At 67.1% G+C, this 23444-nt stretch carries 29 protein-coding genes; 27 read left to right on the top strand and 2 right to left on the bottom strand.

All coding sequences use genetic code 11. The features are described 5' to 3' along the window. The first annotated feature begins 1 nt into the window (after position 1). The 14 genes from ACFXJ8_RS26060 (at position 2) to ACFXJ8_RS25995 (ending at position 9501) form a co-directional block, all read left to right on the top strand. A complete protein-coding gene (locus ACFXJ8_RS26060) occupies positions 2-1504 on the top strand; it encodes a phage portal protein (protein WP_379646575.1) in 1503 nt (500 codons plus the stop codon). Between the two features lie 2 nt (positions 1505-1506). Beyond that, complete coding sequence (locus tag ACFXJ8_RS26055) at positions 1507-3207, top strand: ADP-ribosyltransferase (protein ID WP_379646574.1); 1701 nt, start codon at positions 1507-1509, stop codon at positions 3205-3207. 213 nt (positions 3208-3420) lie between these two features. Further along, positions 3421-4146 (top strand): hypothetical protein, encoded by a 726-nt coding sequence (locus ACFXJ8_RS26050; protein WP_379646573.1) that lies wholly within the window; start codon positions 3421-3423, stop codon positions 4144-4146. Positions 4147-4160: 14 nt separating this feature from the next. Continuing rightward, positions 4161-5216 (top strand): major capsid protein, encoded by a 1056-nt coding sequence (locus tag ACFXJ8_RS26045; RefSeq protein WP_379646572.1) that lies wholly within the window; start codon positions 4161-4163, stop codon positions 5214-5216. Between the two features lie 2 nt (positions 5217-5218). Further along, positions 5219-5533 (top strand): hypothetical protein, encoded by a 315-nt coding sequence (locus ACFXJ8_RS26040; protein ID WP_379646571.1) that lies wholly within the window; start codon positions 5219-5221, stop codon positions 5531-5533. Continuing rightward, a complete protein-coding gene (locus ACFXJ8_RS26035) occupies positions 5530-6105 on the top strand; it encodes a hypothetical protein (RefSeq protein WP_379646570.1) in 576 nt (191 codons plus the stop codon). Before ACFXJ8_RS26040 ends, ACFXJ8_RS26035 begins: the two co-directional genes overlap by 4 nt. Positions 6106-6107: 2 nt before the next feature. Further along, entirely contained in the window at positions 6108-6671 is a 564-nt protein-coding gene (locus tag ACFXJ8_RS26030) for a hypothetical protein (protein WP_379646569.1), read from the top strand. Further along, on the top strand, positions 6668-7060 hold the full coding sequence (locus ACFXJ8_RS26025; protein WP_379646568.1) for a DUF6093 family protein: 393 nt from the start codon (positions 6668-6670) through the stop codon (positions 7058-7060). The genes ACFXJ8_RS26030 and ACFXJ8_RS26025 overlap by 4 nt, the downstream gene beginning before the upstream one ends. Beyond that, positions 7060-7449, top strand: coding sequence for a hypothetical protein (locus tag ACFXJ8_RS26020; RefSeq protein ID WP_379646567.1), 390 nt, complete (start codon positions 7060-7062; stop codon positions 7447-7449). Before ACFXJ8_RS26025 ends, ACFXJ8_RS26020 begins: the two co-directional genes overlap by 1 nt. Continuing rightward, positions 7446-7859, top strand: coding sequence for a hypothetical protein (locus ACFXJ8_RS26015; RefSeq protein WP_379646566.1), 414 nt, complete (start codon positions 7446-7448; stop codon positions 7857-7859). The genes ACFXJ8_RS26020 and ACFXJ8_RS26015 overlap by 4 nt, the downstream gene beginning before the upstream one ends. 66 nt (positions 7860-7925) lie before the next feature. Beyond that, the gene (locus tag ACFXJ8_RS26010; RefSeq protein ID WP_379646565.1) at positions 7926-8258 is read left to right on the top strand and encodes a hypothetical protein; all 333 of its coding nucleotides are present in this window, start codon (positions 7926-7928) and stop codon (positions 8256-8258) included. Between the two features lie 32 nt (positions 8259-8290). Beyond that, positions 8291-8467, top strand: a complete 177-nt coding sequence (locus ACFXJ8_RS26005; protein ID WP_379646564.1) for a hypothetical protein — start codon at positions 8291-8293, stop codon at positions 8465-8467. A 3-nt stretch (positions 8468-8470) separates the two neighbouring features. Beyond that, complete coding sequence (locus tag ACFXJ8_RS26000; protein ID WP_379646563.1) at positions 8471-8953, top strand: hypothetical protein; 483 nt, start codon at positions 8471-8473, stop codon at positions 8951-8953. After that, positions 8953-9501 carry a hypothetical protein gene (locus tag ACFXJ8_RS25995; RefSeq protein WP_379646562.1) on the top strand — a complete coding sequence of 183 codons (549 nt, stop codon included), beginning with the start codon at positions 8953-8955 and terminating at the stop codon, positions 9499-9501. Before ACFXJ8_RS26000 ends, ACFXJ8_RS25995 begins: the two co-directional genes overlap by 1 nt. Before the next feature lie 362 nt (positions 9502-9863). Here the strand turns inward: ACFXJ8_RS25995 and ACFXJ8_RS25990 are convergent, their stop codons facing one another. After that, positions 9864-10244 (bottom strand): hypothetical protein, encoded by a 381-nt coding sequence (locus ACFXJ8_RS25990; protein WP_379646561.1) that lies wholly within the window; start codon positions 10242-10244, stop codon positions 9864-9866. A 107-nt stretch (positions 10245-10351) separates the two neighbouring features. On the opposite strand from ACFXJ8_RS25990, the gene ACFXJ8_RS25985 reads away from it, so the two are divergent. The 13 genes from ACFXJ8_RS25985 to ACFXJ8_RS25925 all read left to right on the top strand — a co-directional run bounded on the left by ACFXJ8_RS25985 (position 10352) and on the right by ACFXJ8_RS25925 (position 21922). After that, the gene (locus tag ACFXJ8_RS25985; protein WP_379646560.1) at positions 10352-14056 is read left to right on the top strand and encodes a hypothetical protein; all 3705 of its coding nucleotides are present in this window, start codon (positions 10352-10354) and stop codon (positions 14054-14056) included. 67 nt (positions 14057-14123) lie between these two features. Next, positions 14124-14384: a hypothetical protein gene (locus ACFXJ8_RS25980; protein WP_379646559.1), complete on the top strand. Its 261-nt coding sequence runs from the start codon at positions 14124-14126 to the stop codon at positions 14382-14384. After that, positions 14381-14659 carry a hypothetical protein gene (locus ACFXJ8_RS25975; protein ID WP_379646558.1) on the top strand — a complete coding sequence of 93 codons (279 nt, stop codon included), beginning with the start codon at positions 14381-14383 and terminating at the stop codon, positions 14657-14659. The genes ACFXJ8_RS25980 and ACFXJ8_RS25975 overlap by 4 nt, the downstream gene beginning before the upstream one ends. A 20-nt stretch (positions 14660-14679) precedes the next feature. Then, the gene (locus ACFXJ8_RS25970; RefSeq protein ID WP_379646557.1) at positions 14680-15105 is read left to right on the top strand and encodes a hypothetical protein; all 426 of its coding nucleotides are present in this window, start codon (positions 14680-14682) and stop codon (positions 15103-15105) included. 73 nt (positions 15106-15178) lie between these two features. Beyond that, positions 15179-17050 (top strand): hypothetical protein, encoded by a 1872-nt coding sequence (locus ACFXJ8_RS25965; RefSeq protein ID WP_379646556.1) that lies wholly within the window; start codon positions 15179-15181, stop codon positions 17048-17050. Positions 17051-17091: 41 nt separating this feature from the next. Next, positions 17092-18918, top strand: a complete 1827-nt coding sequence (locus ACFXJ8_RS25960) for a hypothetical protein (RefSeq protein ID WP_379646555.1) — start codon at positions 17092-17094, stop codon at positions 18916-18918. After that, on the top strand, positions 18918-19328 hold the full coding sequence (locus ACFXJ8_RS25955; RefSeq protein ID WP_379646554.1) for a hypothetical protein: 411 nt from the start codon (positions 18918-18920) through the stop codon (positions 19326-19328). The genes ACFXJ8_RS25960 and ACFXJ8_RS25955 overlap by 1 nt, the downstream gene beginning before the upstream one ends. A gap of 106 nt (positions 19329-19434) precedes the next feature. Continuing rightward, complete coding sequence (locus tag ACFXJ8_RS25950) at positions 19435-19758, top strand: hypothetical protein (protein WP_379646553.1); 324 nt, start codon at positions 19435-19437, stop codon at positions 19756-19758. A gap of 2 nt (positions 19759-19760) precedes the next feature. Then, positions 19761-19922 carry a hypothetical protein gene (locus tag ACFXJ8_RS25945; RefSeq protein WP_379646552.1) on the top strand — a complete coding sequence of 54 codons (162 nt, stop codon included), beginning with the start codon at positions 19761-19763 and terminating at the stop codon, positions 19920-19922. Continuing rightward, entirely contained in the window at positions 19919-20674 is a 756-nt protein-coding gene (locus tag ACFXJ8_RS25940; RefSeq protein WP_379646551.1) for a CHAP domain-containing protein, read from the top strand. Before ACFXJ8_RS25945 ends, ACFXJ8_RS25940 begins: the two co-directional genes overlap by 4 nt. A gap of 155 nt (positions 20675-20829) precedes the next feature. Further along, complete coding sequence (locus tag ACFXJ8_RS25935) at positions 20830-21177, top strand: hypothetical protein (protein ID WP_379646550.1); 348 nt, start codon at positions 20830-20832, stop codon at positions 21175-21177. A gap of 120 nt (positions 21178-21297) precedes the next feature. Further along, the gene (locus tag ACFXJ8_RS25930; RefSeq protein ID WP_379646549.1) at positions 21298-21708 is read left to right on the top strand and encodes a hypothetical protein; all 411 of its coding nucleotides are present in this window, start codon (positions 21298-21300) and stop codon (positions 21706-21708) included. A gap of 16 nt (positions 21709-21724) precedes the next feature. Then, positions 21725-21922 (top strand): hypothetical protein, encoded by a 198-nt coding sequence (locus ACFXJ8_RS25925; RefSeq protein WP_379646548.1) that lies wholly within the window; start codon positions 21725-21727, stop codon positions 21920-21922. A 447-nt stretch (positions 21923-22369) separates the two neighbouring features. Here ACFXJ8_RS25925 and ACFXJ8_RS25920 read toward each other — a convergent pair whose 3' ends face one another. Then, the gene (locus ACFXJ8_RS25920) at positions 22370-23122 is read right to left on the bottom strand and encodes a hypothetical protein (RefSeq protein ID WP_379646547.1); all 753 of its coding nucleotides are present in this window, start codon (positions 23120-23122) and stop codon (positions 22370-22372) included. Between the last annotated feature and the right edge of the window lie 322 nt (positions 23123-23444).

Genomic DNA, 23444 nt, shown 5'->3' with positions numbered 1-23444 from the left:
CGTGGCCGAGATCCAGATGACCGCTGACGCGATCGCGGCCACGACGATCCTCAACCGGCTCGCTGAGGAGCTCGACAAGCGGCGCAAGGTCGTCAGGCGGCGGTTGGACTACTACGGCGGCAAGCATCCGCTGTGCTACGCGAGCCCTGAGTTTAGGGACTACTTCGCGGGCCGGTTCGCAGGGTTCGCCGACAACTGGTGCGCCCCCGTCGTAGCCGTTCCCGCTGAGCGTATGAACGTGCTCGGCATCCGCCTGGACGAGGGTTCCCGCAAGGCGGACAAGGACCTGTCGAGGGCGTGGAAGACTGCGGACGCTGAGCGGGGATCTTCTGAGGCGTTTGTGACCACGCTGGCCGCGTCCAGGTCCTACTGCCTGGTGTGGGCCGACTCTGATGACGAGAATGTCCCGCGGGTGACATGGGAGCGGCCCGATCAGGCGATCGTCGCTTACGACTCTGACACCGGTAAGCGGTCCGCGGCGCTGAAGCTGTGGGCTGATGACACCAAGGAGTACGCCACCCTCTACCAGGCCAAGACCGTGTGGAAGTTCCAGCGGTCGAAGTCCTCGACGAGCGGCCGGTCGGTTGCTGGACTGATCGTGCCCGCTGAGGGGCTGGTTAACGCATCGGCATGGGGCGGCTGGAAGCCTCGACAGGGTTCTGATGATGTCTGGCCGCTGCCGAACCCCATGGGCGTAGTCCCCATGGTTGAGCTGCGCAATCAGACGCTGCTGGACGATGACCCGATCAGCGACATCGACGGTGTCATCGCGATGCAGGACGCCATCAACCTGATCTGGGCGTATCTGATGAACGCCCTGGACTACGCGTCGCTGCCTCAGCGGATCGTGCTGGGCGCCGACATTCCCAAGGTGCCCATCCTCAACGCTGACGGCCAGGTCGCCGGTTACAGGCCTGTCGAGCTGGACAAGCTCAACGCCGAGCGCATCTTGTGGGTGCCGGGAGAGCATGCCCGCATCGCGCAGTGGTCGCCAGCGGATCTCGCCTCCTACTCGAACGTGATCGAGCGCGGAGTCGAGCACATCGCCGCACAGACCAGGACGCCGCCGCACTACCTGATCGGCAAGCTCACGAACATCGCCGCTGAGGCGCTCACCGCGGCCGAGTCGGGCCTGGTGTCGAAGACGGGCGAGCGGATCGTCTACGTCGATCCCAGCATCCGGGAGATCTACGCCCTGATGGCCCTCGTTCAAAGCGACGAGAACAAGGCGAAGGCGTGCCGGGCAGGCACGGTCGTGTGGGGCGACATCCAGTTCCGCGCCCTGGCGCAGAAGGTGGATGCACTCGTCAAGATGCGCCAGATCGGCTTCCCGTTCGAGTGGATCGCCGAGCAGTACGGGCTCGAACCTCACGAGGTCGCCCGAGTGCTGAAGATGCGCGAGAAGGAAGCCGAAGACGACCCGATGGCGCAGATGCTCAACGGCACCATGCAACGCCCCGAGGCGGAGCCTGCCGAGCCTGATGTCGAGACTGCCGAGGTGTAGCGATGGCGCGTCCTGAGGACATCGCCCGCAGCTACCAGCAGCAGCAGAAGAGCATCATCCTGGCTGCGCTCGCGTCGGTCCTCGCCCTGTGGCGGCGCCTTAACAACGACGACCTGACCGGGTCGTGGAACGCGGGCCTGGGCTTGTCGATCGTCGAGATGATGACGCGGGCCCAACTCCAGGCCGCCGCCGCAGCCCCGGCCTACCTGGAGCAGCTGGCGCAGGCGCAGGGCTTCGTGTCGCAGGCGTCGCAGCTAGTTCCTGGGTCGCTGGCGGGTGTCGCGTCGGATGGGCGTGAGCTGGCGTCGTTGATGTATCAGCCGATCATCTTGTTCAAGCGGCTTCTCATGGATGGGCTCAGCGAGCAGGACGCGATGAGCCGGGCGACCGCGCACATGGCGATGATCGCCGCCACACAGGTGGCCGACGCGGGCCGTGGTGCTGTCAGCGTCGGGATGACAGCGACCCGCCAGTGGGTCTCGTACGTGCGGGTGGTGAGCCTGCCCGCATGCTCGCGCTGCATCATCCTGGCTGGGCGGGTCTACTCCCACTCGACAGGCTTCCAACGGCATCCTTCGTGTGATTGCGGCATGATGCCCGTGACCAGCGAAGATGTGACGGTTCCGTCGCCTGAAGAGCTGTTCGAGTCGATGTCGCCCGAGGAACAGGATCGCCGCTTCGGGAAGGCTGGCGCGGAGTCGATCAGGCTCGGCGCTGACATGGGGCAGGTCGTCAACGCACGCCGCGGCATGCGACAGGCCAGCGTGTTCGGACGCCAGACTCTCATCACCACGGAGGGCACGACTCGTCGCGGCATCGCAGGCCGCCGCCTGATCGAGCAAGGGGCGGGCACCCAGCGGGTTGCGGAGGAGTTCGCCACTCGCGTCACCAGATCCGGCCCAGAGCAGCGCCGCGTCACCCGGGAACGGGTCAGGACGCCAAGGCTCATGCCCGAGGCCATCCTGCAGGCTGCAGGAGGCAACCGCGACGAGGCGATCCGGCTTTTGGAGCGGTTCGGCTACCTGGACAGTTCGCGTGTGCAGCGCCGCTCACGCGTCACCGAGACCCGCGAAGCCGATCAACAGGCCGCCATCGAGGCGCAGCGTGAGGCTGAGACCCGGCGTTGGGTACCACCGCCCGGCATCACGCACGAGCAAGCCCAGTCGATGCATGACCGCATGACCGCGGACCAGCCGTGGACGGAACGGCAGCGTCAGGCGTTGCACGTCTACACGTACGGCTGGGCCAAAGCGATCAACAACCCGCTGCGGAAGGGCCGCCGGGTGAAAGCGCCCAGCCGTGAGGTTCGGCAGGCGATCGCTGACATGCACGCGGCGATGCGGCCTCTCGAGCAGCCGATCACGGTCTACCGGTATGTGCTTCCGGACGCTTTCGGAGGTAACCGGACACGGGCGGAAGGCCTCACGAACCTGGTCGGCCGGATGGTGCAGGAGCGCGGCTTCATGTCGACCACCGTTGCCAAGACGGGGCACACCGACCCGCACCACATGAGCGACTTGGCACAGTTCCCGGTGCGGATGGAGCTCGCACTTCCGGCTGGGCTGCCCGTCGCCTACGTGGATGAGCTGTCCGGCTATCCCGGCCAGTGGGAGATGGTCCTCGACGCTGGAGCACGGTTCGAGGTCGTCGAGGTCGTGAAGGATGGCGCGCAGATGGTCGTTCGGGGCAGGGTGGTGTTGTGAGTACGCCTCTCCCTCCGAGCGGGTTCGACGACGAACCGGAACTTCTCGACATGGACGAGCACGGCGACGCCTGGGACGACCCCGACTATCGGGAACTCCTCGGCGAGTAACGCCACTTGATCCTTACCGGGCCAGCCTTAGGCCAGTCCGGCATTTCGCATGCCCTCGCGCAACGTGAGGGCTCCACCTTCACCCGCAATGGGAGACGTTCGCATGCCCATCGACCTTCCTTTCCACCCGCTCACCGGCCTGAAGGCCCTCGGGCTGCGCCGCAACGGCGAACCCATTTGGCCGATCCTCGGTGCCTCCGACGACCACGACGAGGACGACTCTGGCGAAGAGGAGTCGACCGAGGAGACGTCGCAGGGCGACGAGGACGAGTCCGACGACAAGGACAAGCCGCTCGGCCCAGCGGGGGAGAAGGCGCTTGCCGCTGAGAAGGAGAAGCGGAAGGCCGCCGCGTCTCAGGCCCGCGCCGAGAAGGCTCGCGCGGACGCCGCCGAGGCGGAGTTGGCCAAGATGCGTCGCGCCGCCGAGCGCTCCAAGCCGAAGGCAGAAGACAAGCCGGACGCTCAGGAAGACGCGCCGGACGTCGAAGAGATCCAGCGCAACGCCGAGCAGGCAGCCCTCGCCAAGGCCAACGAACGGATCATCCGCGCGGAGATCCGAGCAGCCGCGGCTGGCAAGCTCGCCGACCCCCGCGACGCACTCAGCTTCCTCGACCTGACCAAGTTCGAGGTGGACGCCGACGGAAACGTCGACGCTGACGAGGTCGCCGACGCGATCGAAGACCTCCTGAAGAACAAGCCCTACCTAGCTGTGGCGCAAGGCGACGGCAAGCGATTCAAGGGCTCCGGCGACGGAGGCGCAAAGCCGAACAAGCCGACCCGATCCAAGAGCCTCACCGAGGCAGTCACCAAGGCACTCTCGCCTTCCTGATCTAGGAGAAACACATGCCTGTCACGCTTGCGCAGGCGCAGGTCAACACCCAGTCCGACGTGGACTACGCGGTCATCGACAACCTGCGCCGCTACAGCTGGCTGCTCGACCAGATGGTGTTCGACGACACCGTCACCCCGGGCACCGGCGGCGGCTCGCTCACCTACAGCTACACGCGGCTCACCACCGCCCGTACGGCGGCGTTCCGCCAGTTCAACACCGAGTACTCGACCGGCCAGGCGGCCAGGCAGCGGTACTCGGTGGATCTGAAGCCTCTCGGTGGCGCGTTCTCCATCGACCGGGCGCTGGCCCGGCTCGGCCAGGCGGCCACGAATGAGGTCACCTTCCAGATGCAGCAGCTGCTCACCGCTGTGCAGGGCCGCATCCAGGAGGAGCTGATCAACGGCGACACCGCCGTGGACGCTGCTGGTTTCGACGGTCTGGACAAGCTGCTCACCGGCGCGAGCACCGAGTACTTCCCGGGCGGCGCCAACATGTGGGCCGACTGGTCCATGGCTACCGTCGACACGCAGGCCGAGGCCAACTCGCGCCTGGACGAGCTTGACGACTTCCTGTCGCGAATCGTCCCGTCGAAGGTCGGTGGCGGCGACCAGGGCACCCCTGGAGCTCTCCCGCCTGGCGTGAAGGCCATCATCGGCAACACCAAGTCGATCACCCGGATTCGGGCGCTGGCCCGGTGGGCGTCGATGTACACCTCCACCAAGGACGACCTTGGCCGGCAGATCGACCGGTACGGCGACTGGGTGCTGATGGACATCGGCGACACCACGGACGGCTCCGGGCCGATCATCCCGATCGAGTCCCGCGACCCGGACGGCGGCGGCGGCCAGACCACGCAGACCAACCTGACCGACATCTACGCCGTGTGCTTCGGCCTGGACGCCTTCCACGGCGCCAGCGTCGCCGGTAGCCCGCTGGTGCAGACCGTTATGCCCGACTTCTCCACCGCCGGCGCGGTCAAGTCCGGCGAGGTCGAGATGGGCCCGGTCGCCGCGGTCCTCAAGAACACCAAGGCGTGCGGCGTGTTCCGCAACGTGAAGGTGGCCTGATCATGCGGTACCAGATCACCACCCCGGAACCTGAGTTCCGCGGCGAGATCGCCGGCGTCGTCTTCGCAGACGGCGTTGGCGTCACCGACAACGCCGCGGCGCTCGCCTACTTCAGCCGTAAGGGCTACGGCGTCCACCCCATCGAGGACGCCGCGCAGGCTGTCGAGGAGCAGGACAGCGCGCCACGCAAGTCCGCATCCAAGGCCGCGTGGGTCGCCTACGCGGTCTCCCAGGGCATGGCTGAGGCCGACGCCGAAGAGCTCACGCGTGACCAGCTTGTCGAGCGGTTCGCCAGCGACGAAGGAGAAGACCAGTGACCGTTCACGGCCGCTACACCGGCCTCGTGCGCGAGGATCTCGGCTGGCTGTCCAGCGGCGCCAGCCGCCCCTCGCAGGACGCCGTGTTCCACCGCGCCAACCTGCCTCGCGCGCCGCTCGGTGACCAGGCCGCGCTCACCTCCGGCGTGATGACGTCCGTTCCGCTGTACCTGTCGGCGGGCGACCTGGTGACGAACCTGACGTTCATCTCCGGCGGCACCGCTGCCGCGACCCCGACGAACTACTGGTTCGCCCTGTACTCCACGGCGTCCACTCCGGCGCTGCTGGCGCAGACCGCCGACCAGCTCACCGCGGCGTGGGCGGCCGACACGGCGAAGACGCTGGCTCTGGCCTCCGCCTACCGTGTCGTGACCTCCGGTATCTACTGGGCCGCCGTCATGGTGGCCGCTGGCACTCCGCCCACGCTCATGGGTGCAATGGGGGCCAAGCCGGTCCTGTCCGGTGAGAACAACCTCGCCGTCACCTCCGGCTCGTCTCTCACCACCACGGCGCCTGCGACGATCGCCACGCCGGCGTTCAAGCGGACCATTCCGCTGGTCATCGCGAGCTGACCGTGGCGGCGCTCGCGACAGCAGCCGACGCAGTTCGGTTCGGCTACACGCTGCCTGCCGGCGAGGAGAGCAAGCTGCTGGATCGGGCGTCGGTACGGCTGCGCCGGGCCGCGGGCCAGCAGATCAGCGAGACCACCTCGACCGTTCGCCTCAGGGTGGATGGCGGGGTGGTCACGCTGCCCGGCCCGCCTGTCACCGCCGTCGCCACCGTCGCGAAGCTCGCTGAGGACGGCGGCTCCACCCTGACTGGGTGGAGGTGGGACGGCTACGACCGCGTCACCTGCATCCCGTGGTGTTATGACGTCAACGTCACCTACACGCACGGATTCGCCCCCATCCCAGATGAACTCCTGGAGCTTGTCTGCTCGGTCGCCGCACGGCTCGGCTCGGCGCCGACCAGCGGCGGCATGGAGGCGGGTGTGCGGTCGGAGTCCATCGACGACTACCAGGTCACCTACGCGACCGACTCTCTTGAGTCCGCTTCTGGCCTTCTCGAAGGCGAGGAGAGTCAGCTCCGTGCGTTCCTCGGCGATCCACCGTCCGCCTACATGGTGAGGCTGCGGTGAGCGTCGAGGGAGTCCTGTCCGCAGGCCGTACCGCAGCGCTCAAGCTGATGCGGGACACCTGCACGGTGGAACGCCAGGACGGCGACCCGGTCCTCAACGAGGAGACCGGCCAGCTCGAACAGCCGTACATCACGGTCTACTCGGGCCGCTGCCGGATCAAGCCCCGGTCGTCCTCGGAGACGGAGTGGGGAGAGCACGAGGTCACCCTGCACTCGTACGTGGCTGTGCTGCCGTGGGACGCATCGCCTGAGATAGGCCGGGAGGATCGGCTGACCGTCACCGCAAGCGATGACGCGTGGCTGATCGGGCGACACCTCGAGGTCATCGCGGTCTCGCTGGCCGGCACGAGCACCGCGAGGCGGATCCTCGTCGAGGACAAGGAGGGGTGATGGCCGACGCCGAACTCGACTTCTCCGAACTCCTCCCGATCGGCGATGAGATCGAAGACCGGGCGCGGAAGGTAGCCGAGGGCGCGTATCCGCTGGTGAAGGAGTATGCGCTCAAGCTTCAGAAGCGTTGGCGGGAGAACGCCCGAGACACGGCGCCCCCGCATGGCAAGCACTACCCGCGGAGTATCACTGCGGAGCAGATCTTCAACGCCTCGGCCGCCGAGTGGGAGGTCGGCCCGGACTCAGCGCTGCCGCAGGGCGGCATGGGTAGGGGCTTCGAGTACGGCAGCCGAAACCAGCCGCCCCACTTGGACGGCGCGCAGGCGACAGTCGCGGTCGAGCCCGAGTTCAACGCCGCGGTCGACAAGCTCGTGGAGAAGCTGCTGTGACCGCCCCGCTTGAGTCGCGTCCGCTGGTCAACGCCATCCTGGCGATGATCGACGTTGGCCTGCCGTCCACGATCGGCATCTACTGGGCGGGAGCTCCGACGAACGCCGCTACGCCGTACGCGGTGCTGTACCCGGACATCGGCATGGAGTCGGCGTCCGACCGCTCTCTGTCCGATGACGTGCCGAACGACCTCAGGTTCCAAGTGACGTCGGTGGGCACCACGCCTGATCAGGCTGCGCTGGTCGCCGACAAGGTGGCCACGATCCTGCTCACCACGGTCCCGACCGTGGCGGGGCGCAGGGTACGGCCGATCCGCCAGGAAGCCGCACAGCCCGTCCGCCGCGATGACGAGTCGACGACGCACTTCATCGCCACGGCCCAGTACCTCGCGCGTAGCGACCGCACGTAACCCACACCCGTAACCAGCCCGACACCACCTGGTGGCCGGGCTCTTTGGCATGCCCTGGAGGAGCCCATGGCTACCCGCACAGCACAGGCGATCACGGTAGGCGGCGTCACGCCGACCTACCACCCCGCGACCGTCACGACCGGAGACAAGGTTCTCTCCGACTCGCGGACGTTCATCCACGTCAAGAACGGGTCCGGTGGCGCCATCACCGTCACCGTGTCCGGGGCAGGCCAGACCTCCTACGCCGTAGATATGCCAGACAAGGTCTACAACCTGGCGACCGGCGCCGAGCAGTGGATCCCGATGCTGCCGGAGTACGGCGACCCAAACGATGGACGGTTGGTCACGTTCGTCTGTTCGTCAGTCACCAGCGTGACGTTCGCGGCGGCTCGCATCTGATGGCCCGCCCGAAGATCCGCGTCCGGTCGAAGGTGAACGGTCTCGTTACCGAGGTCGCGCCCGAGGCGCTCAGGCACTTCCCCGACTATGAGCCGATCGACGCCGCCCCCGACGCGGTGTTCGTCGAGCCCGCCAGCCCGCCCACCGAGGCGGTCGAAATCCCGAAGACCACGCGCCGCAGCACGGCGGCCAAGAACGACGAGGAGTAACCCATGGCTGCCGATCTGTTGGGCGACGGCAACGTCGCCGCCTACTTCTGCCTGACCATCGCGAACGTGTCCGCTCCGACTGCGGCCGAACTGAACGCGGGTGTCGCGCTGCAGGAGTACATCACCAAGGACGGCCTGGGCATCTCGCCCGAGCAGGCCGCCGTGGACAACACGTCCCTGGCCTCCCGCGACGAGACCGAGGACGCCGGCACCGTCAAGTACTCGATCGAGCTGACGTGCAAGCGCAAGGAAGTCTCGGCTGAGGACGTCGCCTGGAACACCCTCACGGACCGGACGCTCGGCTACCTGGTCGTCCGCCGGAACCTGGCGCACGAGACGACGTTCGTCGCCGGTCAGCGCGTCGAGGTGTACCCGGTTCGCTGCGGTCGCCCGAACATGCTTCCGCCCGAGCTGAACGCGGCGCAGCGGTTCACGTCGAAGCTGTTCAACCACACGACCGCCGACCCGGATGCGCTGGTGGCCTGATGTCCGAGACCCCCTACGTCGAAGACATCGACGCATTCCTCGACGGGCTCAAGCTGCCCGAGACCGAGGTGCCGATCGTCATGCGCGGCGATCTGCAGGCTCGCTTTGAGGAGCTGGAGCGGGCACTCGACATCGCCCGCCGCAGGCCAGAGAGTGACTCGCTGGCTGGCGGTGGTGGCGACGCGCGGCGGATCGCAGAGGAGATCGAGGCGCTCCGAGCGGAGATGCAGGGCCACGTCCGTGTGTTCCTGCTGCGCGCCCTGCCCCGCAAGGCATGGTCCGACCTGGTCAAGGAGCATCCTGCCCGCAAGCAGGACACGAGCGCGGGCGTTGACTTCAACCGCGACACTCTGCCGGTGGCGGCTCTTGCCGCGTGTTCAGTGAAGCCGCGGATGGCCGAGGAGAAGGCGGGCAGGCTCGTCGACGCTCTCACTCAGGGCCAGTGGATGACGCTGTGGAACGCCATCCTGGAGCTGAACGGAGGTAGCGGCGAGGTCCCTTTCTCCGCACTCGCCTCCGTGACTCTGTCCAGCACCAGGACGAGCTAGCGGTTGCCCGCGCCTACCAGGTGCCCAGAAGCGTCCTGCTCGGACGGCAGCGCGTCTCCGTCACTACCTACGAGCATGACAAGCAGGGGCGCCTGGTGCGGGCCATCACTGTGCACGACCCGGAATGGTTGGAAGAAGACCGGGACTGGGCGTCAGCTCAGCGTCTTGAGGACCTTGGCCGCTGCCCAAACGGATGCGGCCTGCCGCTGGACGAGACGTCCGACCCGGCGAACGAGGGAGCTTTCGAGGCGCCCCTGCCGAGCCGCTGCTACGCCTGCGAGACGCTGCATGCCAGGCAGAAGGAGTACGTGAAAGATCCGGATCCCGCTCGCCTTTTCCACGTTCGCAAGAGGATGTAGTGGTCAGCTGGTCGGGGTGGGACAGCCCATGGCCTCGAACATCCGCTTGTCTGACTCGGTCTGCGGGGGAGCGCAGTAGTCCTTCGAGGTGATTGCGATCAGTTCCTCGACCTCATCCTGCCGATCTGCGCACAGGTGGCGGACGTTGATCTGGAACTGCTCGAACGTGCCGCCATCCTTGGCTAGCGCCCCGCTGTAGCCGAAAGCTTCTTCGCTCTGCTCGCAGACCTCTTGAGCCGTCTGCCGGTAGGCGGCCCAGTCCTTGACTGGGTGGCCGGCGCTGGCTTCTAACGCGGCGCGGTGGGCGGCTTCGTCGTACTGCTGGCCGCAGGCCGACAGGGCCAATGCGGCGGCGGCTACGACGGCGAATCGACGCAAGAGCATGGCAGAGCCTCCAGTGATGTCAGCCCCCGAACCCGAGTGGTGATCCTGCCACGTTCCAACGCCGCATCAGCCACAAAGGGCTCAATTCGTAACCTTGGAGGTGGGGCGTGGCTGACCGCACTGTAACCACCCGACTTAAGCTTGCCGTCGCAGACTGGACCGCAGGCAAGAACACCGTCAAGCGCGACCTGAAGGACCTGAACAGGCAGTTCGCCGACTCGGCAGGCGCCGCCTCCGGCTTCCGAAAGAAGCTTGAGGACGCGGTCAAGAAGCTGCCGAAGATCGAGATCGACGCCAACTCGTCGGCGGCCGAGGTCAAGGTCGCCGAACTTCGTTCGGACTTGGAGAAGCTCGCGGCGAAGCGGGTCGGCATCGACATTGATGCGGGTGACGCGCTCGCCGAGATGGCCCGGCTCCAGGCGGAGCTTAAGGCGGTTGAGGCTGGCGCATCGTTCGAGGTGCGCGCCAGCATCGGCGAGGCGCTCAAGGACCTCGCAGCGGTGGATGCCGAGGTGTCGCGTCTGCGTGGGCAGCGGACCCGCATCACGGTGGACGCCGACACTCGCGAGGCGCTCGCGGGCATCGGCAAGGTGTCGGCTGGTCTGGCGGGGCTGAGCGTAGGCATCCCCACGGTGGCGAGCCTGGGAGCTGCCGCGGTCACCATGGGCGGCGCGTTCATGACTGCGGGCGTTGGCGTCACCGCCTTTGGGACGGTTGCGACTGCGACGCTGACGCGCGTCCAGGAGGCTGTCGAGAAGCAGGACTACAGCAAGCTGAGCCCCGAAGAGTTCGAGCTGGCGCAGCACTGGCAGGAGTTCTCCGACGTCTACCTCGACTGGCAGCGATCCCTGAACCCTCAGGTGATCCCAGCGATCTCCACTGGGCTCGGGCTGATGGGGTCGACGCTGCCGAAGATCAGCCCTCTCGTGGCTGGCACGGCAAACTCCTTCACCACGTTGGGGCGTGAGGCGCAGACGGCGCTGAACGGCCCGTTCTGGAACGAGTTCCTCACCAACATCGGCGTGGCAGGGCCTCAGGCTGTGCTCGGCTTCGGCCGGTCCTTCGGCAACATCGCCGGTGGAGTCGCGGGCGTCATCAACGCCTTCCTGCCTTGGCAGGGCACCGTCGTGGGCGGGCTTGAGGACGCCACCGCGAAGTTCCGCGAGTGGGGGCAGTCTCTCGACCAGAACCCCCAGTTCAAAGAGTTCATGGCGTACGTCCAGGCGCACGCGCCCGAGGTGTGGCAGCTGATCAAAAACGTTGCCGCCGCGCTGTTGAACGTTGGCGAGGCTGTGCTGCCGCTCGGCACGGGCTCCATGGCTGGGCTGAACTTGCTCGCGCAGATCGTGGCTGACATGGACCCGGCCATCCTGACGGCTGTCGCTGGCGGCCTGGTCGCTATCAAGCTGGCTCAGGCCGGGATGCAGGTCGCCTCCTTCTGGGGTGATCTGCGGGACCGGATCGGCGACATCGGCTCCCGCGTCGATGGCGCCAAGGGGAAGCTGTCGTCCTTCGCCGGGTTGCTGGCTGGCGGCGGCCCGTGGGGTGTCGCGCTCGCGGCTGGTGTGACCGCGATCGGCCTGTTCGCGTCCGCGCACGCGGAAGCTGAGCAGTACGTGCGGGACCTCGCGTCCACCCTGGACAAGCAGACTGGCGCGATCACCGCGGACACCAGAGCCAAAGTGATCAACAAGCTGGAGACCGAGGGATACCTGAAGTCGGCATCCCAGATCGGCCTCAATCTCAAGACCGTCACCGACGCTGCTCTCGGATCGGCCCCTGCCATCGCAGAGTTCAATCGGCAACTCGCAGCCGCGGCGGAGGCCCAGGGCGTTGCAGGTCACCGCGCCGTGGATCTGGGCGGCAAGACTGTCTACTTGAACGAGCAGTTCGGCGGACTGGCTCTCGCTGTGAACGGCGCTGGCGGCGAGCTGCGCGACAGCGTCGAGGTCCATAAGCGCAACGCTGAGGCGATGGGTCAGGCGGGCACGGCTGCGAACACGTCCGGCTCCGAGATGGCCACGATGGGCACGAAGGCTTCGACCGCCGCGGGAAGCATCGACACCCTGCGGGCGTCGCTCGGCCAACTGATCGGCGTGACCACGAACGCGATGACTGCGGAGATCGGCTACAAGCAGGCGCTCGACGACGCGGCATCCGCGGCTAAGACCAACGGCGAGGAGATCAGCACCAACACGCAGAAGGGCCGCGACAACCGGCAAGCGTTGATCAGCCTGGCCCAGGCGGCGAACGGCTACAGGGATGCGCTGGTTGCTCAGGGCACGCCGATGGCTGAGGTCGAGGCCAAGCTCGGCACCCAGCGGGCCGCTTTCGTCAAGGTCGCCGAAAGCATGGGCTTCTCGAAGAAGGAAGCCGGTGAGTTGGCCACGAAGCTGGGTCTCATCCCGGGCAACGTGAAGACGGACGTGAAGACGCCCGGCGGCAAGGAAGCCTTGGCGCTGATCAAGGAGTACGAGCGCAAGCTCAACGCCTTGGACGGCAAGACCGTCACTACTGCGGTCAACCAGGTGATCACCTACTCCCGCCGGCAGATCATCGAGAAGAACCGTGAGCGCGGCGCGATCGACCGCTACGAGACGGGCGGCATCCGTGCCTTCGCTTCGGGCGGGATGACGACCGGGCCGCGGCCTGGCCCGCACATCGCCACGCGGCCCACGATCTTGTACGGCGAAGGCAGGGATGCCGAAGCCTTCATTCCCTATGACAAGGCGTTTCGGAAGCGGGCCATCGGCTTGCTGGGCCAGGTGGCTGACGACTTCGGCCTGAAGCTTTTCAACCGGGAAGCCGAAGAGCAGGCCGTCGCATTGACCGGCGGGCTGCGGGAGGCGAACTACGGGATCTCGACCACGTTGGCGTCGGCCACGACGATGCTCGATCAGACGCTCGGCTCGGCTGGCTCCCTCACGGGCGCGATCGTGGGTGTCGGCGAGGTCGGCCAGGACCTCACAGCGGGCTGGGTTGAGGGCTCGGGGGCGCTCGGCGACGCGGTGACCGACATGGGTACTGCGGTTTCTGAGAGCGGGTCGAAGGTGTCTGCCGCGCTCGACGCGCTCGGCTTGACGGTGAAGGACCTGGCCGCCGTGCTCGACCAGGCCGCATCCCGCTCGGGTAGCGGCGGTAAGGCTGGCACGTCGAAGCGCAAGGGCTCGCCTCCCCCCGTGCAGACGGGCGACGCGATGGGGCCCACGGACGCGGAGATCCGGGCCCGCATGAAGAAGAAGCCGCCGCCTGGCTATGTCGGTGATGCGGCGGGCCCGTCTGATGCGGAGATCCGGCGCCGCATGGCCGCGAAGGCCATGCAGGTGCCGGGCGGGTCGCTTAAGGAGGTGGCCTTCGCGTCGGGCGGATTCATCGCCGCTCCGACGCGTGCGCTGATCGGCGAGGACGGGCCTGAGGTGGTGATCCCGCTCGGGCGCCGCTACCGGGACGAAGCTCTCAAGCTGCTGTCCGATACGGCCTCGATGCTGGGTGCCCGGCACACGCTCACGCGGAGCTCGTCTCCCACGGTTGTGCCGGGCGGTCAGCTTCGTGACGCGTACGCGGGCGGCATGCCTGGCGTGTCAGCGTCCGTGAACACGTCGCGCGTGTCGGCTCCTCAGCAGATGTCGCCACAGATGGCGCTGGCGCAGGCGTTCAGCCGTACAGCCGAGAAGGCGGCGGCGGGCGGTCAGTCGGGCGGCGGCCGGGGCGGGTCGCTTGTGCATGTGGAGAACCTGCAAGTACGGGAGCGCGCTGACGCCGACCTGGTGGCTTCCTACCTGTCGGCCCGTATCGACTCCAAGGGCTTCTAACCCTCAAGCCCCGAGCACGTCTGCTCGGGGCTCTCCCTTTCAACACCTCGATGGAGGGCGGTTCGGCATGGCCGGATTCGATCCCGGGGGCGGCCAAACCTACGGGCAGTGGCTGCGCTCGAAGAACATCCAGACCCGCCCTCAGGGCTGGTCGCACGCGACCCGTGATCAGGTGCGGGAGTACCGGTCTGACAAGGACGGCAGGCGAGTGAAAGACGTGACGGATCAGCTCGGCAACTCGGTGGTGCAGCACGGCTCCGATCAGCAGTCGGTGATCGTCCGCGCCCCGCTGGTGACCGCGACTGTGGTTGGGGAGGTGGCGGAGTGACCAGCGCGAAGCTTGCCCAACTGCGGCTGCGGCGCGAGCAGGAGTTCCTGGAGGCGTGTGTCGGCCTGGAGGAGCGGCTGGAGGAGGCGAAGGCCGCCTACGTGGCCGCCCGCGACTCAGGTGATCAGTCGGCTCTGGCCGAAGCGCGCGCCGAGCTGAAGGCGGCGTCGGAGGAGATGTTCGCGTTCAGGTCGTGGGCGCGGACCATGGGCCAGCCAAGGCAAGGCGTTCCAGGTAGGGACGCCACGATCCAGATCGGTGGTGCGGTCGAATGAGCTGGGGCGGTAGCGGCTGGATGGCCGACACGCTGGTGGATGCGCTCGGCACCGACCAGCTCGCGCTCAACTTGGCGATAGCGACGCACAAGCTGGCCTTGTACGACAACACGATCACCCCGAACTTCGGCACGGATCAGTCGTACTCGACGACCGGCGAGATCGTCGGCACCGGGTATACGGCGGCTGGTAAGGCGATCCTGTCGGGCACGCTCACGGTGGTCACGGCGGGCGGCACGTTCGCGACGTGGGATGGGGCTGACGTCCAGTGGGACGCCAGCACCCTCACCGGCGTCCGGGGCGGTCTGATTCACGCTGACGCGCTCACACCCAAGCGGCTCATCTTGGGGGTGGACTTCGTCTCGACCTATCAAACGAACGACGGCACGCTTTTGGTCGCTTGGAACTCTCTCGGGATCGGTCGCATCAACGTCATCTCCGCCTGATCCTCTCTCACTTCTGCCGCCGCCTTCGGGCGGCTTTTTCATGCCCACCCACCGACCTTGAGAGGGGGCGGGCATGGCGTCTGTGCGGTCGGCCTCATCCAACTCTGCCAACAACTCAGCCACGGTCGTCGTCACCAAGCCTGGCGGTACGGTCGCCGGAGATGTGCTGATCGCCTACCAGCAGGCCACCTTCGGCGCGCTCACGGACATGACGACGCCTTCGGGTGGGGCGACCTGGCAGGAGTTGGAGGCGTTCGGGCCTGAGTTTGACGTCACCTGCGCCAAAGTGTGGTGGAAGGTCGCCGGGTCGTCTGAGCCTGGCAGCTACACGTTCAACGGGCTGAGCGCCGGTGACTACAGCGTGATCGTGGTCGCGGTGGAGGGCGCTACTTCGGCGACGCCGTTGGACGCCAGCGTCTACACCTCCGGTGGGGCAGCGACGTCCGTGCCGACGCCGTCAGTGACCGCTGGCGGGCCGGGTATCGAGGTGCGGTTCGCGGGCGGTACCCGTTCGGGCACCACCACGTGGACACCGCCAGCGGGATACAGCGAGCATGTCGAGGTCAACTCGCCCGGCAGCGACAAGATATGCGCCACCGCCGCGTCGAAGGTGCTGGCGGGTGCGGGCGCTACCGGGGCGCTGGACTTCACCGCGTCTGCGGCCATGGGCGGCAAGCTCGGTGCTTCTGTGGTGCTGGCGGCCTCATCGCTGAACGCGACGGTCGACGCCGCCACGGTGACCGGTGCGGGGAATGTGCCCGCGCCGGTAGTGCGAACTGGTATGACAGCCCGTCCTGCGGTTGTGACCGGCGCAGGGAACATCCCTGCTCCTGGTGTTCACACCGGGTCGACCGCCCGCCCGGCCACCGTCACAGGTGTAGGCAGCGTTCCGGTTCCGAACGTCGTGGCTGGCTCTGCCGAGCTGATCGAACCGACCACGGTCACCGGCACGGGCAGCGTCCCTGCCCCGTCGATCACGGCTGTGCAGAACCGCACGGTGCAACCTAGTGTTGTCACCGGTGCAGGCAGTGTGCCCGCTCCTACGGTGACGGCCACGTTCCAGGCGACCATCGCCCCGTCCACCGTGGAGGGGACCGGCGTTGTTCCGTCGCCTGGGGTGATGGTGCCGGTCCTGCCCGGCCAGTTCATCACCGAGGACGGGCAGGTTGAATTCAACGGCGTCGTGTGGGGCGCCGGGACGCTGTTCCGGGTGCGGGAGATCACCGGCTGGGAGGCTCGCCCTCAGGTTGACGACCTGACGGTGGAGGAGGCCAACCGGCACGGCGCGCTGGCGGGGTCGAGCTTCATTCAGCGCAGGATCGTGCAGATCCGCTTGCAGATCGACTCGGTCACGGACCCGACGCAGGTGTCTGGCCTGTTGCGGCAGCTCAGGTACGACACGAGGACGCTGCGGGACAACTCGCTGTGGTCGCTGGTCATCCGGGGCTACACCGAAACGCTTCTCGCGTACGGCAAATGCATCGACCGGACGGGCGTCATGGACGGCGACTACAGCGTGGGCGCCCCCGAACCGGTCATCACGATCATGTGCCCGGACCCTCGCCGGTACAGCCTGGAACAGCACAGCGCGGTTGTCCCGGCCAACGCCTCTACACCGGTGACGCTCGCAAACGACGGCGAGCTCTACACGAACCCCGTGCTGCGGTTTCAAGGTCCGGCAGTCAACCCGCTGATCATCAACGAGAGCCTGGACAGGATCCTCGCCTTCAACCTGACGCTCGGTGCGAGTGACCTGCTGATCGTGGACACGCAGCGCGGCACCGTGAAGATCGGCAACACCGACCACACCAACGACATCAGCGACACCATCTCGGTGCCGGTCAAGGAGTGGTTCCTCGAGGTCGGCTCCTCGCAGGTGTCGTACGAAACCGACTCAGGCGGCGCCGCTGGTGTCGAGGTTCTCTGGCGTGACGCGCACGAATAGCTGACCAGCTCATCCCTTCTCTCACGATCGGGGGGTGAGCTGTGGCCACGTACCGCTCCTCCAGCTCCGCCCAGTCGTCAGCCGCCTCGTTCGCTGTGCCGCGCCCTCCCGGCGTGATGCAGGGCGACGTGCTGGTGGCGTTCCAAACGTCAGGCGACCTCGTCCCGTCCACGATGCTCACCCCGTCCGGGTGGACGCTGCTCGGGCAGCGCACCCCCGTCGAGGACTGGGGCGGCGCACGAGTCTGGTGGAAGGTCGCCGGTGCGGACGAGCCCGCCAGCTACATTTTCCGCCAGGCTGGCAGCGAGTCGATCGTCGGCATTATCGCCGTCTCCGACGCCGACAGCTCCGCAACACCGCTGATCTCCAGCGTGAACGAGGACGGCGGCAGCCAAGTCACCTGCCCTGCCGTCACCCCGTCGACTGAGTCGGGCGTCACCATCCGATACGTCGCGGCTCTGCATTTCTTCCACCCGGTCTCGTGGACTCCGCCGGCGAACCATACGGAGCGGATGGACCGTAGCGAGGATTTCCTACCGACTGCGGCGTTGGCCACTCGGGCGCGTTCCAGTTCGGGTTCGACGGGCGCGGCGTCATTCGGGGCATCTCCGCAGGTGATCGCGCCGCACGTGATCGCGTTCACGGTCGACGTGGGCGGTGTGGGCGGGCCTGCCCCGAACCCGCCGGATCCGATCCCTCCGTCGCCTGACGTCCACTACAAGTACGTGTTCTGCGACCTGCGCACGGACAGCTTCATCACGACGCTGGACCTCAACCAGGTCTCCTACTCGCGGATGATCAGCGCGCCGGGCTCGTTCCAGGCGACGATCGACGTGGTCAACGACGAGGTGGCCGACATGGTCGCCGCCGTCGTACCCAGATGGGTCGAACACGCCTCCGACCCGGATAGCCTCTCGACCGGTCCCGGTCGGACGGTGTGCCACGTCTACCGGAACGGGATCATCTGGGGTACGTACGCCATCTGGAAGGCCGCCGTCTCCTCCGACAGCGAGGGCGCCATCAAGGTGTCGCTGACCGGCGCTTCGCTGGAGTCGTACCTGAACGCGGTGGAGATCCGGTCGACGCTCACGTACGAGGGCACCGACCAGCTTGAGATCGCCCGTGACCTCATCACCGCGATGCAGGCCAACACGCACGCCAACATCGGACTGACCCTGCAGTCCGGCACGTCGGGCGTCCTACGGGATCGCACGTACGCGGCGGGGGAGACGGCGAGCTTCGGCCAGCGGTTGAAGGAGTTGGCCGACGTCGACGACGGGTTCGAGTGGCTGATCCACACCTCCGACCCTGGTGTGGGAGCGCGGGCGAAGCTGGTCAAGTTCGGCTACCCGCGGCTCGGCACCCAGACCGATCACGTGTTCTCCCAGCCGGGCAACGTGCTGTCCTGGTCGCAGGAGATCGACGGCCTGCGAGGAGCCACCTCCTATCGGGCCCGTGGTGAGAGCGTCTCCACCGACGCGTCCACGGCCTCGACGCCGCTCATGTCGTCGCCCGCGGACGCGACCGCCCACCTGACGGCGGGCTGGCCGCGCATCGACCGGACCGTGGACTACTCCACCGTCAAAGAGGTCGCGACGCTCGACGCGTACGCCCAACGCTGGGTGACCGAACGTCCGGGAGCGGTCCGTATCCACCAGGTCGACGTGCGCCTCGACGACACCGAGTGGACGCCCGAGAGCCTCGGCGACTACGCGCGGGTGATCCTTTCGAACGACTGGTGGCCCATCCGGAACGGCGGGGCGACGTTCAACAACAGGTGGAGGGTCATCGGTGTCAGCGTGCGCGCCACCAGCCGAAACAGCCAAGAGCAGGCGACGCTCACGTTCGAGGAAGAGGTGGACATCTGATGCCGCTGCCTCAATCAGAGGACTTCGCCGACCGTATCCGCAAGATCGAGCAGGAGATCCGCGACCTGCGCTCCTCCATCACCAACCAGGGGGGCCGTAGCGAAGCGTCGGGGGGCTGGGTCTTCACCGACATGGCTGACCCGCCTGTTCCCACCTCGGGCAAGACGCACATCTACTCGCAGGGCGGACGGCTGTGGGCCAGGTCCACGACGGGTGATGTGCCGCTCCTGCTACCGCCTCCCTTCCCTCAAGGGAGTTCCGTCACTGACCCCATCCTGACGATGGGTAGCGCGCCCGCCAGCTACACCCAGGGCTATGGCGACACGCTGAACCTGGCGATCAACGAGAAGCACAACAAGCTGATCGAGCTGCTCAACTCGCTGCGCTGGGCTGATCTGATCAACACCTGACTTGGCCGCCTGCGCGGGCATGGATGCGCGCCCAAAGGGAGCGCGGGCGGCCAACCCCCTCCACCACGGCGCTAGCCGTACCAGCAGCTAGGAGCCGTGCTTGAGCATGTCCACTGACGAGCCCACCCTCGGCGAGGTCGCCCGAACCCTGGAAAGGTTCGAGCGCACCACGAACGCGAGGTTCGCAGACCTGGCCACATCCATCTCCCTGATGATCACGCGGGATCTGTACGAGGCGCACAGGACCGCGCTGCTGGAAGACATCGGGCAGCTCCGCGAGGAGATGAAAGCCGACCGTGACGACCTCAAGCGGGAGCAGGACCGGCGCACACAAGACCGGCGGATGGTCGTCTCGGCTCTCATCGCCGCCGCCCTCGCGGTGCTCGTCGGCATCCTCAACGTCGCGTTGAAGAACGGAATCGGAGGCTGACCATGACCGAACCATCCGAGGCCGACCTCACGGCACACGGCGTAGACCTACTCGATTGGGGTCCCACGGAGGACGACGAGGAGGCCGTGCTCGCCTCTCTCGGCTACGTCCTCAACGAGGAGACCGGCATCTACGAGGGTGACGGCATCGAGGAGGACGCGTGAGTCTCCCGCACATGCTGGCCGCTGCCCGTAAGAGCTTGGGCTTGTCCGGCCGACCGAACTACATCACCCGTGACTACGCCAAGCGGCACGGTGGCGCGTTCCTGGACGCTCCCTGGTGCGCGATGTCGGTCACGTACTGGGCTCGGCTGAGCGGCAACGGTAAGGCCGTCCTCCCGGACGGAGACCGCGCATACACGGTGTGGTTCGCCGAGGACGGGCGCGACATGGGCCGCTGGCACGCCGGGACGACCGCCAACATCAAGGCCCACTGCAAGCCGGGCGCGGTGGTGTTCATGGACTGGGACGGTACCGACAGCATCTCGCGGATCGACCACGTCGGCATCGTCGAGAAGGTCTTGCCTGACGGCAGGGTCCAGACGATCGAGGGCAACACCGGCGACGCCTGCAAGCGCCGCGTCCGCTCCGCCTCTGTGATCGCCGGGTTTTGGAACCCGCCCTACACAGGGTCACCTCCCTCAAAGCCCGCTCCAAAGCCAAAGCCCGAGCCGAACCCCACGGAGGTCCTCGTGAAGCAGCTGCCCACCCTCCGCGAGGGCGACAAGGGCTGGCACGTCAAGACCATGCACTACCTGCTTGCCGCCCGCGACTACGCCATCGACGACAGCGTGGACGACACGACGTTCACGGCCTACCACGAGCAGGGCATCCGAGGCATTCAGGACGCCGCCGGCATCAAGGTCGACGGCGTCTGCGGGCCTCAGACGTGGGCCGCCTTGCTGCGCGTCCTGTAGGCGTCGTGGATGAGCTCGTCCGCTCCTTCCTATCCCGCTTGTGGGCGGAGGACTGGGACAGCCCCGAAGACGCCCTCTACGACGCCCTGCCTGTGGGGCAGCGCGTCCCCTGGCCTGATCGATGAGACCAACTAGACCGCCCCTTGAGGAGCATCATGACCCAGACCCCCACCGTGGGCCGCATCGTCCACTACTCGCTCAGCGAGCAGGACGCCCAGGCCATCAACCGCCGACGCGCGGACTTTGACGCCTTCCAGCGCAGTCATGCTCACCCGCACGAGCCGGGCCAGCCCGGCGCGACCGGCCACCAGGCCCACGTCGGCAACACCGCTCGGGCAGGCGACGTCTACCCGGCCGTCGTCGTTCGAGTGTTCGCCGGCGGCACCGAGGTCAACGGCGTGTGCAACCTGCAGGTGCTGCTCGACGGCAACGACACCTACTGGGCCACGAGCCGTACCTGGGGCGAGGGCGAGTGCCGCTGGTCCTGGCCGCCGCGGGCCTGACCATTCGCAACTGACATCAACTGATTAGCAACTGAGAACTGGTCGAGAGCCAGTCACCCGAAGCGCGCCGCCCGATGCGGTGCGCTCTTCGCATTTCCCCCATCCCGAGGAGCAACCTCAATGCGCATCTCCAAGAGCGCGATCCTGCTGACCGCTGCCACGCTCGCCCTGGGCGTGTCCGGCGTGGCCACCGCGTCGGCTGCCGCGCCAGCCAAGCCCAAGGCTTACGGCGCGTGCGTCAGCACCAAGACCGGCGCCATGCGGCTGCTGGAGCCCAACCGGCTCCGCAAGTCGCAGCACGGCCGGTGCAAGTCGAGCGAGCGGAAGATCTACCTGCCGACCCGCGAGGCGATCCCGGCTCCGTTCGTGCTGCCCGCCAAGTTCACGATCTCGCTGGACGGCGTGAAGGGCACCTGCACCCGAGGTGCCGACGTGGCCGGTGTGCCGGACTACGCGTGCGCCAAGGCGACGCCCACCCCGACCCCGACCGTCACCGTGACGGCCACTCCGACCCCCACCCGCACGTCCTGACCCCTTAGGAGGAGCAATGCTCAAGGTAGGTAGCTACGCCAAGGCCATCGTGTCCGCGGCTGCCGCAGGTACCGCGTCGCTCGCCGTCGCCATGGGTGACGACGTCATCGTGACGGGCGAGTGGGTGACCGTCGCTCTGGCCGTGCTCGGCGCCCTCGGGATCACGTACGTGGTCCCCAACGCCGACCAGTCCCAGCCCCGCCAGCGGTACTAGGCTGAGATCGAGGACGTCGGGATTCCCGACCGGCTGGCGAGATGCCGAACTACCAAGGCCGGACGGCCCGCCTGTGGCCTTGCGACGCCTCCTCTGTACGACCTGCCGTCCTCGTTGGCGGCAGGAGCCGGTGAGAGGGTCAGGGATCCTCAACACCCGGTTGCGGGGTGGCGGCACGTCCGGGATGGCCACCGGAGGTCGGCCCGCCTAAGCACACCCGCCGAGTGGACTGCGCCGTACGGCGGTTCACTCACCCACTGTGCCGGACCTGGGGGCCGGTCGAGCTGAGGGCCCGGCACCGGGAGGCATCCCCGTGCCGGGAATCCTCGCGAGCTGCTAAATCTGGCGTCGTTAGCAGCTGATTTATAGGTGCCGCCGCGAATCGATCAACTAATCAGCGCCCGCTCACCCTTCGGGGTGGGCGGGCGCTGCTTTGTGTTGTCTGGGCTATGCGGCGGCGTCTCCGCGTCGTGCCTGGACTGTGTTTACGATCGCCTTGGGGTGGACGCCTCCAGAGAGCATCCCGTCCACCATGGACGACTCCCACGGGTCGAGGTCCCCGATGTGATCGCAGACGTAGTCGTAGCAGTCGTCCAGGTCGTCGAAGTCATACTTGCGCCCCGATGCGGCAGCATCGGGCCGATCGTGTCGATCGGAATGGTGATGACCTGTCTTGGTGGATACGTGGGTGTCATGTGTAGGTGTTGTCATCTCAGACAACCACCAGTGGTTAACTGACGCGACCAGGGGTGGTTGTGTCATCTGACCACCTGGTTGGCTCACTTGACCACCCCTCTTCGAGAGGCGCGCGGAGACCCCCAAACGGATCGCGGTCTGCTGCGCGATCGGAGGGAGCGTGTGGAGGGCTGGCTCCTTGCCGCTCTTGGCGTCGACCATCGGCAGGTGCGCGAGCGTGCGGGGCAGGCAGAGCTGGTACTCGTCTGCGTGGCCGCTCTCGGAGCCTTGACCGGAAGACAGGCGGAACAGGAAGCCCAGGTATCTCATGGTGGCCAGCGCGTCGATGACGGTCGGCTTGGAGTGGCCCGTGATGGCCATCAGCCTCTTGACGCCAGGGAACACCTGTCTGCCGCGCTTGTTGCTGAAGGTGGCGGCGCTGAGGCCGACATTCTTCACGGACGGCTGGACGACGACGTAGCGGAAGGTGCGTAGCCAGTCGTAGGAGTACCTGACGGCGAACAACGCCGAGGCTGGGGGGTCTTGCGGGGGGATGTCGCCCAACGGCTCTCTCCGATCTCTCGCAGGGGCCGAGAGACCAAGACCGTTTGCCATGGGGGGCAGCTAACCGTACGACGATCTAGTACGATGTTATTGGACTGAGGTTCTGATCTCTCGGAGCTTCGGGCGAAACCCTGGCCGCAACGCCAGGGTTTCGTCGTATCTGAGCCTACTCCGTTCCGAACACTTGTGCCCAAGCGCTACGAGCGGCTGCGAGAGCGTAGGCGTCTCGCTCGCGCCGGCGCCAGATTGATCACCTCGACCAGGTCTTCGAGCGGCACGTGGC

The sequence above is a fragment of the Nonomuraea sp. NPDC059194 genome, assembly GCF_042754765.1.
Lineage (GTDB): Bacteria > Actinomycetota > Actinomycetes > Streptosporangiales > Streptosporangiaceae > Nonomuraea.
The sequence above is the reverse complement of the archived record's forward strand: the minus strand, read 5'-3'. Positions and strand labels throughout refer to the sequence as shown.

Excerpts from the sequence above, each read along its gene's own strand:
- ACFXJ8_RS26020 (WP_379646567.1), top strand. The coding sequence starts at position 7,060 with ATGGCCGACGCCGAACTCGACTTCTCCGAACTCCTCCCGATCGGCGAT.
- ACFXJ8_RS26040 (WP_379646571.1), top strand. The coding sequence starts at position 5,219 with ATGCGGTACCAGATCACCACCCCGGAACCTGAGTTCCGCGGCGAGATC.
- ACFXJ8_RS25930 (WP_379646549.1), top strand. The coding sequence starts at position 21,298 with ATGCGCATCTCCAAGAGCGCGATCCTGCTGACCGCTGCCACGCTCGCC.
- ACFXJ8_RS26010 (WP_379646565.1), top strand. The coding sequence starts at position 7,926 with ATGGCTACCCGCACAGCACAGGCGATCACGGTAGGCGGCGTCACGCCG.
- ACFXJ8_RS25945 (WP_379646552.1), top strand. The coding sequence starts at position 19,761 with ATGACCGAACCATCCGAGGCCGACCTCACGGCACACGGCGTAGACCTA.
- ACFXJ8_RS25955 (WP_379646554.1), top strand. The coding sequence starts at position 18,918 with ATGCCGCTGCCTCAATCAGAGGACTTCGCCGACCGTATCCGCAAGATC.
- ACFXJ8_RS25965 (WP_379646556.1), top strand. The coding sequence starts at position 15,179 with ATGGCGTCTGTGCGGTCGGCCTCATCCAACTCTGCCAACAACTCAGCC.
- ACFXJ8_RS25950 (WP_379646553.1), top strand. The coding sequence starts at position 19,435 with ATGTCCACTGACGAGCCCACCCTCGGCGAGGTCGCCCGAACCCTGGAA.
- ACFXJ8_RS25995 (WP_379646562.1), top strand. The coding sequence starts at position 8,953 with ATGTCCGAGACCCCCTACGTCGAAGACATCGACGCATTCCTCGACGGG.
- ACFXJ8_RS26000 (WP_379646563.1), top strand. The coding sequence starts at position 8,471 with ATGGCTGCCGATCTGTTGGGCGACGGCAACGTCGCCGCCTACTTCTGC.
- ACFXJ8_RS26045 (WP_379646572.1), top strand. The coding sequence starts at position 4,161 with ATGCCTGTCACGCTTGCGCAGGCGCAGGTCAACACCCAGTCCGACGTG.
- ACFXJ8_RS25925 (WP_379646548.1), top strand. The coding sequence starts at position 21,725 with ATGCTCAAGGTAGGTAGCTACGCCAAGGCCATCGTGTCCGCGGCTGCC.
- ACFXJ8_RS26050 (WP_379646573.1), top strand. The coding sequence starts at position 3,421 with ATGCCCATCGACCTTCCTTTCCACCCGCTCACCGGCCTGAAGGCCCTC.
- ACFXJ8_RS25980 (WP_379646559.1), top strand. The coding sequence starts at position 14,124 with ATGGCCGGATTCGATCCCGGGGGCGGCCAAACCTACGGGCAGTGGCTG.
- ACFXJ8_RS25935 (WP_379646550.1), top strand. The coding sequence starts at position 20,830 with ATGACCCAGACCCCCACCGTGGGCCGCATCGTCCACTACTCGCTCAGC.
- ACFXJ8_RS26055 (WP_379646574.1), top strand. The coding sequence starts at position 1,507 with ATGGCGCGTCCTGAGGACATCGCCCGCAGCTACCAGCAGCAGCAGAAG.
- ACFXJ8_RS25970 (WP_379646557.1), top strand. The coding sequence starts at position 14,680 with ATGGCCGACACGCTGGTGGATGCGCTCGGCACCGACCAGCTCGCGCTC.
- ACFXJ8_RS25990 (WP_379646561.1), bottom strand. The coding sequence starts at position 10,244 with ATGCTCTTGCGTCGATTCGCCGTCGTAGCCGCCGCCGCATTGGCCCTG.